A 15556-nucleotide genomic window follows, 5' to 3' on the forward strand; every position below is an offset into this window, starting at 1 on the left:
GTGACCGTCATGCCTGACACCCTGTTGCTTGATAACTCCCACGCCGGCATCTGCCTGGTGACGCTGCACCGCCCCGAGGTGCTCAATGCCCTCAACACCCGCCTGCTCGGCGAGCTGGCAGCCGAACTCGAGCGCCTGGAGCGTGACGACAGCTGCCGCGCCGTGGTGCTCACCGGCAGCCGCAAGGCGTTTGCCGCCGGCGCCGACATCAACGAGATGGCCGAGCGCGATGCGGTGGGCATCCTCAACGACCCGCGTGTTGCCTGTTGGCAGCAGATCAGCCGCTTCAGCAAGCCCCTGGTGGCGGCCGTCAACGGCTTTGCCCTGGGCGGTGGCTGCGAGCTGGCGATGCACGCCGACATCATCGTGGCGGGCGTGGATGCGCGCTTCGGCCAGCCGGAAATCAACCTGGGCATCATGCCTGGCGCCGGCGGTACCCAGCGTCTGCTGCGCGCGGTGGGCAAGTCCATGGCCATGCAGATGGTGCTCACCGGCGAGCCCATCGATGCGCGCACCGCGCAACAGGCCGGCCTGGTCAGCGAAATCACCCAACCCGAATTCACCGTCGAGCGCGCCGTGCAGATCGCCCAGGCCATCGCGCGCAAGGCCCCGCTGGCCGTGCGCCTGGCCAAGGAATCGCTGCTCAAGGCCATGGATACCGACCTTGCCAGCGGCCTGCGTTTCGAGCGCCACGCCTTCACCGTGCTGGCCGCCACCGATGACCGGCGCGAGGGCATCAATGCCTTTCGCGAAAAACGCGCACCGGTGTTCACCGGCCGCTGAGTGCGCCGGCCCCTTTTACTTCAACCTTGCGAGCGGTACTGGTCATGACCTTCGAGCACATTCTTTTCGACATAGACGACGGCGTGGCCTTTCTGCGCCTGAACCGTCCCGAGCAACTCAACAGCTTCAACGCGCAGATGCACGCCGAAGTGAAGGAGGCGCTCAAGCAGGTACGCGCCAATGCCCAGGTGCGTGTGCTGCTGCTTACCGGTGAAGGGCGCGGCTTCTGTGCCGGGCAGGACCTGTCCGACCGCAACGTTGCGCCCGGTGCGCAGATGCCCGACCTGGGCGAGTCCATCGAAAAATTCTACAACCCGCTGATTCGCGCCCTGCGCGATTTACCGCTGCCGGTGATCTGCGCGGTCAACGGCGTGGCCGCCGGCGCCGGGGCGAACATCCCGCTGGCCTGCGACCTGGTGCTGGCGGCGCGGTCGGCCAGCTTCATCCAGGCGTTCTGCAAACTCGGCCTGGTGCCCGACTCGGGCGGTACCTGGTTCCTGCCGCGGCTGGTCGGCGTGGCGCGGGCCAAGGCCCTGGCGCTGCTGGGCAACAAGCTGTCGGCCGAGCAGGCCGAGCAGTGGGGGCTGATCTACCGCTGCGTCGACGACGAGGCCCTGCGCGACGAGGCCCTGGGCCTGGCGCGACAGCTGGCGACACAGCCCACCTCGGGCCTGGCACTGATCAAGCGAGGGCTCAATGCCAGCCTGGACAACAGCCTTGACCAGCAACTGGACCTGGAGCGCGACCTGCAGCGCCTGGCCGGGCGCAGCGAGGACTACCGCGAGGGCGTGGCCGCCTTCATGGCCAAGCGCGCCCCCGTGTTCAAGGGGTGCTGAGCATGAGCGCACTGGACACAAGCGTTGTGGTGGCGGTGATCGGTGCCGGGGCCATGGGCGCCGGCATTGCCCAGGTGGCGGCGCAAGCCGGGCATCCGGTGCTGCTGCACGACAGCCGCCCGGGGGCGGCGAGCGCGGCCATCGAGGGGCTGGGTGTGCAACTGGGCAAGCGGGTGGAGAAGGGCAAGCTCGACCCCGCGCAGCGCGAGGCCACCCTGGCGCGCCTGCACGCGGTGCAGGCGCTCGACGAGCTGGCGGATGCGGGGCTGGTGATCGAGGCCATCGTCGAGAACCTCGACGCCAAGCGCGAGCTGTTTGCGCGCCTGGAGGCAATCTGCACGGCCGACTGCGTGCTGGCCAGCAACACCTCGTCGCTGTCGATCACCCGCATCGCGGCCGGCCTGGCGCGGCCCGAGCGGTTCGTGGGGGTGCACTTCTTCAACCCCGCGCCGGTCATGGCGCTGGTCGAGATCGTCTCGGGGCTGGCCACGGCGCCGCAGGTAGCAGCCAGCCTGTATGCAACGGCCAGGGCCTGGGGCAAAGCGCCGGTGCATGCCAGCTCCAGCCCGGGCTTCATTGTCAACCGCGTGGCGCGCCCGTTCTATGCCGAAAGCCTGCGCCTGTTGCAGGAGGGTGCGGCCGAGTGCGCCACGCTGGATGCGCTGATGCGCGAGGCCGGCGGCTTTCGCATGGGCGCGTTCGAGCTGACCGACCTGATCGGGCATGACGTCAACTACGCGGTCACCTGTTCGGTGTTCGATGCCTATTACGGCGACATGCGCTTCCAGCCGTCGCTGATCCAGGCGGCGCTGGTGGATGCCGGCCGGCTGGGGCGCAAGAGCGGGCAGGGGTTCTATGACTATGGGCCCTCGGCCGCGCGCCCGGTGGTCAGCGAGCTGCGCAGTGGTTTGCGCATCGAGGCCTGCGAAGTCGAAGGCGACCTGGGCGTTGCGCAGGGCTTGCTGGCGCGTATCGAGGCGCACGGCATCAAGGTGTCGCGGGCCCCGTCGCGGGTCGAGCCCGCGCCCACCGGTCGTTGTGGGAGCGGGCTTGACCCGCGATGCGGGCACGCAGTCATACGCGTGGGCGACGCCGTGCTGGCCCTGACCGACGGTCGCCTGGCCAGCCAGCGTGCCCGCGACGAAGGCTTGCACAACCTCGTGCTGTTCGACCTGGCGCTGGACTACGCCACCGCCGGGCGCATCGGCATCAGCTGGTCCGCCGACACCACCCCCGCTGCCCGCGACCAGGCCGTGGCCTTGCTGCAGGCCGCGGGCCTGGTGGTCAGCCCGCTGGCCGACGTGCCGGGGCTGCTGGTGATGCGCACCGTGGCCATGCTTGCCAACGAAGCCGCCGACGCGGTGCTGCAGGGCGTGGCCACGGCGGCGGATGTCGACCTGGCCATGCGCAAGGGCGTGAACTACCCCCAAGGCCCGCTGGCCTGGGCCGACGCCATCGGCCCGACGCAGGTGCTGGCGGTACTCGACAATCTGCAGGCCGCCTACGGCGAAAGCCGCTACCGGCCATCACTGCTGCTGCGGCGCACGGTCGCCGAGGGGAGGGCATTGCATGACTGACCTGAACGCCACCGAGCTTGCCAGCCAATGTGCCCAGGCCATGCTCGCCCGTGACCGCGCCAGCCTCGCGCTGGGCATGCAACTGCTGAGCGTCGCGCCGGGCAGGGCGCGCCTGAGCATGCCGGTGCGCGCCGACATGATCCAGGGCCATGGCACCTGCCACGGCGGCTACATCTTCACCCTGGCCGACTCGGCGTTTGCCGTGGCCTGCAACACCTACAACCAGGTCACCATCGGCCTGGGCTGCAGCATCGACTACATCGCCCCGGCACTGATGGGCGACACGCTCAATGCAAGTTGCGTCGAGCAGAGCCGTGGTGGACGCACCGGCAACTACGACGTGCGTGTGGAAAACCAGAACGGGCAGCTGATCGCGCTGTTCCATGGCAAATCTTACAAGGTGCAAGGCACAGTGCTTGCCCAGGAGACCGCAGATGAATGACGCCCTTATCATCGACGCCGTGCGCACCCCCATCGGGCGCTATGCCGGCGCGCTGAGCACGGTACGTGCCGACGACCTGGGCGCGGTGCCGCTGCGTGCGCTGATGGCGCGCCACCCGCAGGTGGACTGGTCGCAGGTGGACGACGTGCTGTTCGGCTGCGCCAACCAGGCCGGCGAAGACAATCGCAACGTGGCGCGCATGTCGGCGCTGCTGGCCGGCCTGCCGATGGAAGTGCCGGGCACCACGGTCAACCGCCTGTGCGGCTCGGGCATGGACGCCATCGGCCTGGGCGCACGCTCGATCCGCAGTGGCGAAGCCGGCCTGCTGCTGGTGGGCGGGGTGGAGTCGATGTCACGCGCCCCGCTGGTGATGGGCAAGGCCGAACAGGCCTTCTCGCGCCAGGCGCAATTGTACGACACCACCATTGGCTGGCGCTTCGTCAACGCCGCGATGGAAAAGGCGTATGGTATCGACTCGATGCCGGAGACTGCCGAAAACGTCGCCGCACAGTTCGGCATTTCCCGTGCCGACCAGGACGCCTTCGCCCTGCGCAGCCAGCAACGTGCGGCGGCTGCCCAGGCCAGCGGGCGCCTGGCGCAGGAGATCGTGCCGGTGTCGATTGCCCAGCGCAAGGGCGAGCCCAGGCGCGTCGAGCACGACGAACACCCGCGTGGCGACACCACGCTGCAGATGCTGCAACGCCTGGGTACGCCGTTTCGCGAGGGCGGCAGTGTCACGGCGGGCAATGCCTCGGGGGTCAACGACGGTGCCTGTGCGCTGCTGCTGGCAAGCCCGGCGCAGGCTGCGCGCTTCGGGCTCAAGGCCCGTGGGCGGGTGGTGGCGATGGCCACGGCCGGCGTCGAGCCGCGCATCATGGGCATCGGCCCGGTGCCGGCCACGCGCAAGGTGCTGGAACTGGCCAACCTGAACCTGGCCGACATGGATGTCATCGAGCTGAACGAAGCCTTCGCCGCGCAGGGCCTGGCGGTGCTGCGCGAGCTCGGGCTGGCTGACGACGACCCGCGGGTCAACCCCAATGGTGGCGCCATCGCCCTGGGGCATCCGCTGGGCATGAGCGGCGCTCGCCTGGTGACCACCGCACTGGTGGAACTGGAGCAGCGCGGCGGGCGGTACGCGCTGTGCACGATGTGCATCGGCGTGGGGCAGGGTATCGCGATGATCATCGAGCGAACCTGAGCCGGCAACACAGCGGGAGCCGTGCAGCTCCCACACTCGGGCCCGTCAGGGGCTGAACCATAAAAAGAATCAGAGTGAACACATGAACATGGCCGCCTTGAACACTGCTGTACTCGACCCGCTGGAGACCGCCAGCATCGATGAACTGCGCCAGCACCAGCTTGACCGCCTGCGCTGGAGCCTGTCCCACGCCTACCAGAACGTGCCGCTGTACCGCCAGCGCTTCGACCAGTTGGGGGTGCACCCCGACGAGGTGCGTTCGCTGGACGACCTGGCCCGATTCCCTTTCACCACCAAGACCGACCTGCGCGACAACTACCCCTACGGCATGTTCGCCGTGCCCATGCATGACGTGGTGCGGGTGCACGCCTCCAGCGGCACCACCGGCAAGCCGACGGTGGTGGGCTACACGCAGAACGATATCGACACCTGGGCCAACGTGGTGGCGCGCTCGATCCGCGCCGCGGGCGGGCGCAAGGGCGACAAGGTGCATGTGTCGTATGGCTACGGGCTGTTCACCGGCGGGCTGGGCGCGCATTACGGCGCCGAACGCCTGGGCTGCACGGTGATCCCGATGTCGGGCGGGCAGACCGAGAAGCAGGTGCAGCTGATCAACGACTTTCAGCCGGACATCATCATGGTCACGCCCTCGTACATGCTCAACCTGGCCGACGAGATCGAGCGCCAGGGGCTGGACCCGCACAAGCTGGCGCTGCGCCTGGGGATCTTCGGTGCCGAGCCGTGGACCGACGAGCTGCGCCGCTCCATCGAGCAGCGCATGGGTATCACTGCGCTGGATATCTACGGGCTGTCGGAAATCATGGGCCCGGGCGTGGCCATGGAGTGCGCCGAGACCAAGGACGGGCCGACCCTCTGGGAAGACCACTTCTACCCCGAAATCATCGACCCGGTGACCGGTGCGGTGCTGCCCGACGGGCAGATGGGCGAGCTGGTGTTCACTTCGCTGAGCAAGGAGGCGCTGCCGATGATCCGCTACCGTACCCGCGACCTGACGCGACTGTTGCCCGGCACCGCGCGGCCAATGCGGCGCATCGACAAGATCACCGGGCGCAGCGACGACATGCTCATCGTGCGCGGGGTCAACGTGTTCCCGACCCAGGTCGAGGAACAGGTTCTGAAAATAAAACAGTTTTCAGAGTGCTATGAGATTTATCTGTATCGCGATGGAAATCTCGACACGGTGGATGTGCACGTGGAACTGCGCGCCGAATGCCAGCACTACGACGAGGCCCAGCGCAGGCTGCTGACCGCCGAGCTGGGCAAGCAGATCAAGACCTACATCGGCATCAGCACGCGCATTGTGCTGCAGCCGTTGGGCACGCTGAAACGTTCGGAAGGCAAGGCCTGTCATGTGTATGACAAGCGTCTGGCCAGCTGATAGCTGATGGCTGCCGAAGCCCCGACCTGGTCGGGGCTTTTTTTTGTTCTTGGGTAAAGCGTGTTCCTGTGGGAGCGGGCTTGACCCGCGATGGAGCGCGTAGCGGTCCGCTTTCAGTGCAAAGCGATACAAAAAAACATTAGATACACTAAAAAGCTGTTTGATATTGAATTGTGTATCGCTTATAAATACTCCCATGCCCAACCAGCCTTGAGGCGGGAGCCCGAACATGTACGCACAGCTTGTCGAAACCGGCGTCAAACGCATCAAGTCCCTGGACGAGATGTCGCCCCAGGAACGTGCCTTCCAGGAAAAGATCGACGCCGAAATCAAGATCGAAGCCAAGAACTGGATGCCCGACGCCTACCGTCAGACCCTCATCCGCCAGATTTCCCAGCACGCCCACTCCGAGATCGTCGGCATGCTGCCCGAGGGCAACTGGGTCACCCGTGCCCCGACCCTCAAGCGCAAGCTGCAGCTGATGGCCAAGATCCAGGACGAAGCCGGCCACGGCCTGTACCTGTACAGCGCCATGGAAACCCTGGGCGCCGATCGCGACGAAGAAATCGCCAAGCTGCACAGCGGCAAGGCCAAGTACTCCAGCATCTTCAACTACCCGACCCTCAACTGGGCCGACATGGGCGCAGTGGGCTGGCTGGTGGATGGCGCGGCCATCGTCAACCAGGTGGTGCTGCAGCGCACCTCCTACGGCCCCTACGCACGGGCCATGGTGCGCATCTGCAAGGAAGAGAGCTTTCACCAGCGCCAGGGCTACGAGATTCTGCTGACCATGATGCGCCACGGCACCCAGGCCCAGAAGGACATGGTGCAGGACGCGATCAACCGCCTGTGGTGGCCGGCGCTGATGATGTTCGGCCCCAGCGACGACAACTCGCCCAACAGCGCGCAGTCGATGGCCTGGAAGATCAAGCGCCAGAGCAACGACGAACTGCGCCAGCGCTTCGTCGACCAGACCATCCCGCAGCTCGAACTGCTGGGCTGCACCGCCCCCGACCCCGATCTGAAGTGGAACGCCGAGCGCGGCCACTACGATTTCGGCGCCATCCAGTGGCAGGAATTCTTCGACGTGCTCAAGGGCAACGGCCCGTGCAACCAGGAACGCCTGGCCACCCGACGCAATGCCATCGAAAGCGGCGCCTGGGTGCGTGAAGCCGCCGTCGCCTACGCCCGCAAACAACAGAACAAGAACGCCGCCTGAACCGGCGACTGATGGGAGATACACGATGTCTGTCTGGACCCTCTACGAAGTGTTCGTGCGCAGCAAGCACGGCCTGAACCACAAGCATGTGGGCAGTGTGCATGCCGCCGACGACGCCATGGCCATCGAGAACGCCCGCGAGCTGTACACCCGCCGCAGCGAAGGTGTAAGCCTGTGGGTGGTGCCCTCGGCGCTGATCGTGGCCTCCTCGCCGGACGAGAAGGACCCGCTATTCGACCCGGCCGACGACAAGGTCTACCGGCACGCCAGCTTCTACGAGCTGCCCGACGAAGTCGGACACATGTGAGGTCGACCATGAACAGCACCCAAGACGATCTGATCCATTACCTGCTGCTGCTGGGCGACAGCGCCCTGATCCAGGGCCAGCGCCTGTGCGAGTGGTGCGGCAAGGCACCGGCCATCGAAGAAGAACTGGCGCTGATGAACGTCGGCCTGGACCTGGTGGGCCAGGCGCGCAACTGGCTGGACTACGCCGCCGAGCTGCTGGCCGACGGCCGCGATGCCGACGACCTGGCGTTTCGCCGCGACGAGCGCGCCTACCGCAACCTGCTGCTGGTGGAGCAGCCCAACGGCGATTTCGCCGTGACCATGGCCAAGCAGTTCCTGTTCGACGCCTGGCACCTGCAGGTGCTCAAGGGCCTGTGCGACTCCACCGACCTGCGCATCGCCGGCATCGCCGCCAAGGCGCTCAAGGAGGTCACCTACCACCTGCGTCGCTCCAGTGAATGGGTGCAGCGCCTGGGTGGCGGCACCGACGAAAGTCGCCGGCGCATGCTCGCGGCCATCGCGCAGGTGTGGCGCTTCACCGTGGAGCTGGCCAGCGGCAGCGAGGCTGAAACCCGCCTGGCCGCAGCGGGCATCGGCGTCGACCCGGCGCAGGTCGGCGCGGCATGGCTGCACCAGGTCGAGGCCACCTTCGCCTCGGTCGAACTGCCGCTGCCGCCTGCGGCCAGCCACTTCTACCTCAGCGGACGTACCGGCATGCACACCGAGCACCTGGGCATCCTGCTGGCCGAAATGCAGTTTTTGCCACGGGCCTACCCCGATGCAACCTGGTGAGCTGATCGCCAGCGACCACGGTGCGCGGGCACTGCGGGCCGATGACCTGAGCCACGCCTGGACGGTGCTGGAGCAGGTGATGGACCCGGAGGTGCCAGTGGTCAGCGTGGTCGACCTCGGGATAGTGCGCGACCTGCACTGGCAGGCCGGCCACCTGCACCTTGTGGTCACGCCGACCTATTCGGGCTGCCCGGCCACCGAGGTGATCGAGGGCGATATCCGCCAGGCGCTGGAGCAGGCCGGGTTCGCCGCGCCGTGCCTGGAGCGGCGCCTGACGCCGGCCTGGAGCACCGACTGGATCACCGAGCAGGGGCGCGAGCGCCTGCGTGCCTATGGCATCGCGCCGCCCGTGGGCAGTGCCAGCAAGCGCAGCCTGCTGGGCGAAAGCCCGCAGGTGCTGTGCCCGGTGTGCGCCAGCAGCCACACCGAGCTGCTCAGCCAGTTCGGCTCCACGGCCTGCAAGGCCCTGTACCGGTGCCGCGAGTGCCTGGAACCTTTCGACTATTTCAAATGCATCTGAGCGCGCTGGCGCCGTGCAGCGGGAGAACAGCATGAGTCAATTTCACAGCCTGACCATCAAGGATGTGCGCGCCGAGACCCGCGATGCGGTGTCGATTGCCTTCGAGGTGCCGGCGCACCTGCAGGACGATTTCCGTTTCACCCAGGGCCAGTACCTGGTGATGCGCACGCAACTGGACGACGAGGAAGTGCGCCGTTCGTACTCGATCTGCAGCGGCGTGGAAGACGGCGAGCTGCGCGTGGCGATCAAGCGCGTGGCCGGCGGGCGCTTCTCGGCGTTTGCCAACGAGGTGCTCAAGGTCGGCCACAGCCTCGAAGTGATGCCGCCTTCGGGCAGCTTCCATGTGCCACTGGACCCGACCCGTCGCGGCAACTACCTGGCGGTGGCGGCGGGCAGCGGCATCACGCCGATCCTGTCGATCATCAAGACCACCCTGGAGCGCGAACCCGACAGCCGCTTCACCTTGCTCTACGGCAACCGCTCAAGCTCCGGCGCGCTGTTTCGCGACAAGCTCGAAGACCTGAAGAACCGCTACCTGCAACGCCTGAACCTGATCTTCGTGTTCAGCCGCGAGCAGCAGGACGTGGACCTGTACAACGGGCGCATCGACGCCGACAAGTGCGGTCAGCTGTTCTCGCGCTGGCTCGACCCCAGGGCGCTGGACGCCGCCTTCATCTGCGGCCCGCAGGCGATGACCGAGACCGTGCGCGACAGCCTCAAGGCCAATGGCATGGCGGGGGAGAAGATCCATTTCGAGCTGTTTGCAGCGGCGGGCGACGAACGCAAGCGTGAAGCCCGCGAGGCGGCACGCCAGCTGGACGCCGCCGTCAGCCAGATCACCGTGATCAGCGACGGTCGGGCGCTGGCCTTCGACCTGCCGCGCAACACCGTCAGCGTGCTGGATGCCGGCAATGCCATCGGCGCCGAGCTGCCGTACTCGTGCAAGGCCGGGGTGTGCTCGACCTGCAAGTGCAAGGTCATCGAAGGGGAGGTGGAGATGGACAGCAACCACGCCCTGGAGGATTACGAAGTGGCGGCGGGGTATGTGCTGTCGTGCCAGACGTACCCGGTCAGCGACAGGGTGGTGCTGGACTTCGATCAGGTCTGATAACGCGTCGGTCCCATCGCCGGCAAGGCCGGCTCCTACACGGCGATGAGGCCCGCCTGAACACCGCAACACCTGTGTGCCCTGAAAACTAAAACAACAACACCAAGAGAGCGCCCCAATGACCCCCGAAGACATCGACAGCATCTGCAAGCACCCCGACTTCAAGCAACTGGTACGGCGCAAGCAGCGCCTGAACTGGTCGCTGACCCTGGCCATGCTGGTCATCTACTACGGCTTCGTGCTGCTGGTGGCGTTCTCCCCCAGCACCCTGGGGCAATCGCTCAGCGGCGGCGTGACCACCGTCGGCATGCTGGTCGGCGTACTGGTGGTGCTGGTGTCCTTCGGCCTCACCGGGATCTACGTGTACCGCGCCAACAACGTGCTCGACCCGCTCAACGACAAGGTCCGCCAGGAGTGCGCGAAATGAACTGGACAGCCATCAGCATGTTCCTGCTGTTCGTCGTGTTCACCCTGGGTATCACCCGCTGGGCCGCACAGCGCACCCGTTCGGCCAGTGACTTCTACACCGCAGGCGGCGGCCTCACCGGCTTTCAGAACGGCCTGGCCATCGCCGGCGACATGATCAGCGCCGCCTCGTTCCTAGGCATCTCCGCGATGATGTTCCTCAACGGCTATGACGGCCTGCTGTACGCCCTGGGCGTGCTGGCCGGCTGGCCGATCATCCTGTTCCTGATTGCCGAGCGCCTGCGCAACCTGGGCAAGTACACCTTCGCCGACGTGGTGTCGTACCGCCTGGACCAGACCCCGGTGCGCCTGACCTCGGCCCTGGGCACCCTGACCGTGGCACTGATGTACCTGGTGGCGCAGATGGTCGGCGCCGGCAAGCTGATCGAGCTGCTGTTCGGCATCAGCTACCTGTATGCGGTGATGCTGGTGGGCGTGCTGATGGTGTTCTACGTGACCTTCGGCGGCATGCTCGCCACCACCTGGGTACAGATCATCAAGGCCGTGCTGCTGCTCTCGGGCACCAGCTTCATGGCGTTCATGGTGCTCAAGCACTTTGGTTTCAGCACCGAGGCGATGTTCAGCGCCGCCACCGAGGTGCACGCCAAGGGCACCGCGATCATGGCCCCGGGCGGGCTGCTGTCCAACCCCATCGACGCGATTTCCCTGGGCCTGGGCATGATGTTCGGCACCGCCGGGCTGCCGCATATCCTGATGCGCTTCTTCACCGTGAGTGACGCCAAGCAAGCGCGCAAGAGCGTGTTCTACGCCACCGGTTTCATCGGCTACTTCTACCTGCTGCTGATCATGGTGGGTTTCGGCGCCATCGTGATGGTCGGCACCGACGCAAGCTACCGCGACGTCAACGGCGCGATCATCGGCGGCGGCAACATGATCGCCGTGCACCTGGCCCAGGCCGTGGGCGGCAACCTGTTCCTGGGCTTCATCTCGGCCGTGGCCTTCGCCACCATCCTGGCGGTGGTGGCCGGGCTGGCGTTGTCCGGCGCCTCGGCGGTGTCCCACGACCTGTACGCCTGCGTGATCCGCAAGGGCCAGGCCACCGAGAAGCAAGAGATGCGCGTGTCGCGAATCGCCACTCTGGCCATCGGCGTGCTGGCGATCATCCTGGGCCTGATGTTCGAGTCGCAGAACATCGCGTTCCTGTCCGGGCTGGTGCTGGCGATTGCCGCCTCGGTGAATTTCCCGGTGCTGTTCCTCTCGATGTACTGGAAGGGCCTGACCACCCGTGGCGCGGTGATCGGCAGCATGAGCGGGCTGGTCTCGGCCATCGTGCTGCTGGTGCTCAGCCCGGCGGTGTGGGTCAACGTGCTGCACAACGAAACGGCGCTGTTCCCCTATAGCAACCCGGCGCTGTTCTCCATGAGCCTGGCGTTCCTGGGCGCCTGGGTGTTCTCGGTCACCGACACCTCGGAGCGGGCGGCGCAGGAACGCGGCCGCTACCTGGCGCAGTTCATCCGCTCGATGACCGGCATCGGTGCCGCAGGCGCAAGCAAACACTAATAAACCAAAACGATTGTCGGGTATAAAAATAATGAACCACATTCGCTTCATGCCGGCTTCGCTGCTGGCCGGCTTCGCCTTGCCCCTGGTCGCCGCGCCGGCCCTGGCCGACTTCATCGACGACAGCCATGCCAAGGTCGAGTTGCGCAACCACTACATCAACCGCGATTTTCGCCAGAGCAACGCGCCGCAATCCAAGGCCGAGGAGTGGGCCCAGGGCTTTACCGTGAAGTTCGAGTCCGGCTTCACCGATGGCCCGATCGGGGTAGGCGTCGACGCCATGGGGCAACTGGGCATCAAGCTCGACTCCAGCCGTGATCGGCGCGGCACCGGGCTGCTGCCGTTCGGGCCAGACAGCCTGGAACCGGCCGACGACTACAGCGAGCTGGGCCTGACCGCCAAGCTGCGCGCCTCAAAGAGCGTGCTGCGCCTGGGTACCTTGCAGCCGATCCTGCCGGTGGTGGTGTACAACGACACCCGCCTGCTGGCCGCAAGCTTTCAGGGCGGCCTGCTGACCAGCCAGGAGATCGACGGCCTGACGTTCAACGCCGGGCGGCTGACCAAGGCCAACCTGCGCGATTCGTCCAGCCGCGACGACATCGGCTACGGCGCGGCCAGCAGCGACCGCTTCGATTTTGGTGGCGGCACCTATGCCTTCACCCCGCAACTGAACCTGACCTACTACTACGCCAAGCTCGACCAGATCTACCGTCAGCAGTTCGTCGGCCTGGTGCACACCCAGCCGCTGGGCGAGGGCCTGAGCCTGCGCAGCGACCTGCGCTATTTCGACAGCCGTGGTGACGGCGCCGAGCGGGCAGGGCGCATCGACAACCGCAACTTCAACGGCATGTTCACCCTGGCCAGCGGCGCGCACAAGGTCAGTGCCACCTTCCAGCAGATGTCGGGCGACAGCGCCTTCCCGTTCCTCAACGGCGGCGACCCGTACACCGTCAACCTGGTGACCTACAACACCTACACCCGCGCCGGGCTCGACTCCTGGCAACTGCGCTACGACTACGACTTCGTCGCCCTGGGCATTCCGGGCCTGAGCTTCATGACCCGCTACACCGACGGGCGTCATGCCAGGACCGCGACCGTGGACAACGGCCGCGAGCGCGAACGCGACACCGACATCACCTACGTGGTGCAGAGCGGCCCGTTGAAGAACGTCAGCCTGCGCTGGCGCAACGTCACCTTCCGCTCAGGCAACGGCTTGACCAACAGCCTGGACGAGAACCGCCTGATCATCGGCTACACCCTGGCGCTGTGGTAAGCGCGCCCCTTAAAAGAACCGGAGGACACCTCATGTCTGTTGCCCCAACCTTGCAAAGCTTCATCGCCGGCCGCTGGCTCGGCCAGCATGGCGCGCAGCCGCTGCGCAGCGCCCTGGACGGGCACGTATTGGCATACAGCCATGAAGAGCGGCCCGACTTTGCCGAAGCCATCGAGCATGCGCGCCGTGAGGGCCTGCGCAGCCTGATGGCGATGGACTTCCAGCAGCGTGCCGCGCGGCTCAAGGCCCTGGCGCTGTACCTGGCCGAGCGCAAGGAACAGCTCTACGCACTGTCCCACCACAGCGGCGCAACCCGCGCCGACAGCTGGATCGACATCGAGGGCGGCAACGCCACGCTGTTCGCCTATGCCGGCATCGGCAGCCGCGAACTGCCCTCGGGCAACCTGCTGCACGAAGGCCCGGCCATCCCGCTGGGCAAGCAGGGCACCTTCGCCGGCAGCCACATCCTGGTGCCGCGTGCGGGGCTTGCGGTGCACATCAACGCGTTCAACTTCCCGATCTGGGGCATGCTTGAAAAGTTCGCGCCGACCTTTCTGGCCGGCATGCCGTGCATCGTCAAGCCGGCCACCTCCACCAGCTACCTGACCGAGGCGGTGGTGCGCCTGATGGATGAGTCCGGCCTGCTGCCGGCCGGCAGCCTGCAACTGGTGGTGGGCAGCACCGGCGACCTGCTCGACCGCCTGCAAGGCCAGGACGTGGTGACCTTCACCGGTTCTGCCGATACCGCGGCCAAGCTGCGGGTGACCCCGAACCTGATCCGCCACTCGGTGCCGTTCACCGCCGAGGCCGACTCGCTCAACTGCGCGATCCTGGGCCCGGACGTGAAGCCGGACGATGCCGAGTTCGACCTGTACATCAAGGAAGTGGTGCGCGAGATGACCACCAAGGCGGGGCAGAAGTGCACCGCCATCCGCCGCGCCATCGTGCCGGCCAAGCACCTGGACGCCGTGGCCACGCGCCTGCGCGAGCGCCTGAGCAAGGTGGTGGTGGGCGACCCGTCGGTGGAGGGCGTGCGCATGGGCGCGCTGGCTTCCCATGACCAGCAGCGCGACGTGGGCGAGCGGGTGCGCAGCCTGCTGCAGAGCTGCGACCAGCTGTTCGGCGCCAGCGATGGTTTCGAGCCACGGGGCGAGGGCGTGAGCGAAGGGGCGTTCTTTGCGCCGACCCTGCTGCAGGCACGCGACCCGCACGCCGATGGCGGTGCCCATGACATCGAGGCCTTCGGCCCGGTGAGCACGCTGATGGCCTACCACGACCTGGACGAAGCGCTGGCGCTGGCCGCGCGCGGCAAGGGCAGCCTGGTGGCCAGCCTGGTGACCGCCGACCGCGAGGTGGCAGCCAAGGCCATTCCGGTGGCTGCAGCCTGGCACGGTCGGTTGCTGATCCTCGACAGCGAGGCGGCGGCGGAGTCCACCGGGCACGGTTCGCCCTTGCCGCAGCTCAAGCACGGCGGCCCTGGGCGTGCCGGTGGCGGTGAAGAGCTGGGTGGGCTGCGGGCGGTCAAGCACTACCTGCAGCGTGCGGCAGTGCAGGGTTCGCCGAGCATGCTGATGGCGGTGACCGGCGAGTATGTGCGCGGTGCCCAGGTGTACGAGAGCGAGGTGCACCCGTTCCGTCGTCACTTCGAAGAGCTGCGCATCGGCGAGTCGCTGCTGACCCATCGGCGTACCGTGACCGAGGCGGACCTGGTGAACTTCGGCTGCCTGTCGGGGGATCATTTCTACATGCACTTCGACGACATTGCGGCCAGGCAATCGCAGTTCGGCAAACGCATTGCGCATGGCTACTTCGTGCTGTCGGCGGCGGCGGGGCTGTTCGTGTCGCCGGGCGAGGGGCCGGTGCTGGCCAACTATGGCCTGGACACCCTGCGTTTCATCAGCCCGGTGGGCATTGGCGACACCATCCAGGCGCGCCTGACCTGCAAGCGCAAGATCGATCAGGGCAAATCCAGCCCGCTGGGCCAGCCGCAAGGGGTGGTGGCGTGGGATGTGGAAGTGACCAACCAGCTGGGTGAGCTGGTGGCCAGCTACGACATCCTGACGCTGGTGCTCAAGCGCCCGGTGTAACGCCGAGCGCTGCGCGCTCGATCGCGGGTCAAGCCCGCTCCCACAAGG

At 66.7% G+C, this 15556-nt stretch carries 14 protein-coding genes and 1 pseudogene; all 15 read left to right on the top strand.

From position 1 onward, the window contains the following. The first annotated feature begins 9 nt into the window (after window positions 1-9). The 15 genes and pseudogenes from paaF to paaZ all read left to right on the top strand — a co-directional run bounded on the left by paaF (window position 10) and on the right by paaZ (window position 15508). The gene (gene paaF / locus CR917_RS23905) at window positions 10-783 is read left to right on the top strand and encodes a 2,3-dehydroadipyl-CoA hydratase PaaF (RefSeq protein ID WP_104573217.1); all 774 of its coding nucleotides are present in this window, start codon (window positions 10-12) and stop codon (window positions 781-783) included. 44 nt (window positions 784-827) lie between these two features. Then, a complete protein-coding gene (gene paaG, locus CR917_RS23910) occupies window positions 828-1619 on the top strand; it encodes a 2-(1,2-epoxy-1,2-dihydrophenyl)acetyl-CoA isomerase PaaG (RefSeq protein ID WP_043863010.1) in 792 nt (263 codons plus the stop codon). A 2-nt stretch (window positions 1620-1621) separates the two neighbouring features. Next, window positions 1622-3196: a 3-hydroxyacyl-CoA dehydrogenase PaaH gene (paaH, locus tag CR917_RS23915; RefSeq protein ID WP_104573052.1), complete on the top strand. Its 1575-nt coding sequence runs from the start codon at window positions 1622-1624 to the stop codon at window positions 3194-3196. Next, a complete protein-coding gene (gene paaI, locus CR917_RS23920; protein WP_043863008.1) occupies window positions 3189-3638 on the top strand; it encodes a hydroxyphenylacetyl-CoA thioesterase PaaI in 450 nt (149 codons plus the stop codon). The genes paaH and paaI overlap by 8 nt, the downstream gene beginning before the upstream one ends. After that, complete coding sequence (pcaF, locus tag CR917_RS23925; RefSeq protein ID WP_078480200.1) at window positions 3631-4836, top strand: 3-oxoadipyl-CoA thiolase; 1206 nt, start codon at window positions 3631-3633, stop codon at window positions 4834-4836. Before paaI ends, pcaF begins: the two co-directional genes overlap by 8 nt. A gap of 82 nt (window positions 4837-4918) precedes the next feature. Then, window positions 4919-6235, top strand: a complete 1317-nt coding sequence (gene paaK, locus CR917_RS23930; protein ID WP_054915437.1) for a phenylacetate--CoA ligase PaaK — start codon at window positions 4919-4921, stop codon at window positions 6233-6235. Window positions 6236-6464: 229 nt separating this feature from the next. Beyond that, window positions 6465-7454 (top strand): 1,2-phenylacetyl-CoA epoxidase subunit PaaA, encoded by a 990-nt coding sequence (gene paaA, locus CR917_RS23935; RefSeq protein WP_054915436.1) that lies wholly within the window; start codon window positions 6465-6467, stop codon window positions 7452-7454. A gap of 25 nt (window positions 7455-7479) precedes the next feature. Beyond that, window positions 7480-7761 carry a 1,2-phenylacetyl-CoA epoxidase subunit PaaB gene (gene paaB / locus CR917_RS23940; RefSeq protein ID WP_043863004.1) on the top strand — a complete coding sequence of 94 codons (282 nt, stop codon included), beginning with the start codon at window positions 7480-7482 and terminating at the stop codon, window positions 7759-7761. An 8-nt stretch (window positions 7762-7769) separates the two neighbouring features. Next, a complete protein-coding gene (gene paaC / locus CR917_RS23945) occupies window positions 7770-8534 on the top strand; it encodes a 1,2-phenylacetyl-CoA epoxidase subunit PaaC (RefSeq protein WP_078480199.1) in 765 nt (254 codons plus the stop codon). After that, entirely contained in the window at window positions 8521-9054 is a 534-nt protein-coding gene (gene paaD, locus CR917_RS23950) for a 1,2-phenylacetyl-CoA epoxidase subunit PaaD (RefSeq protein ID WP_054915435.1), read from the top strand. Before paaC ends, paaD begins: the two co-directional genes overlap by 14 nt. A 31-nt stretch (window positions 9055-9085) precedes the next feature. Then, the gene (gene paaE, locus CR917_RS23955; RefSeq protein ID WP_043863001.1) at window positions 9086-10162 is read left to right on the top strand and encodes a 1,2-phenylacetyl-CoA epoxidase subunit PaaE; all 1077 of its coding nucleotides are present in this window, start codon (window positions 9086-9088) and stop codon (window positions 10160-10162) included. A 118-nt stretch (window positions 10163-10280) separates the two neighbouring features. Then, complete coding sequence (locus tag CR917_RS23960) at window positions 10281-10589, top strand: DUF485 domain-containing protein (RefSeq protein ID WP_043863000.1); 309 nt, start codon at window positions 10281-10283, stop codon at window positions 10587-10589. Further along, a pseudogene (locus CR917_RS23965) lies at window positions 10580-12148 on the top strand (cation acetate symporter); the annotation flags it as partial. The gene CR917_RS23960 and the pseudogene CR917_RS23965, both read left to right, overlap by 10 nt. 31 nt (window positions 12149-12179) lie before the next feature. Continuing rightward, the gene (locus CR917_RS23970) at window positions 12180-13421 is read left to right on the top strand and encodes an OprD family porin (protein WP_043862998.1); all 1242 of its coding nucleotides are present in this window, start codon (window positions 12180-12182) and stop codon (window positions 13419-13421) included. A gap of 32 nt (window positions 13422-13453) precedes the next feature. After that, the gene (gene paaZ / locus CR917_RS23975) at window positions 13454-15508 is read left to right on the top strand and encodes a phenylacetic acid degradation bifunctional protein PaaZ (RefSeq protein ID WP_104573053.1); all 2055 of its coding nucleotides are present in this window, start codon (window positions 13454-13456) and stop codon (window positions 15506-15508) included. Window positions 15509-15556 lie beyond the last annotated feature (48 nt).

This window comes from Pseudomonas sp. BRM28 (assembly GCF_002939405.1).
Taxonomy (GTDB): Bacteria; Pseudomonadota; Gammaproteobacteria; order Pseudomonadales; family Pseudomonadaceae; genus Aquipseudomonas; species Aquipseudomonas palmensis.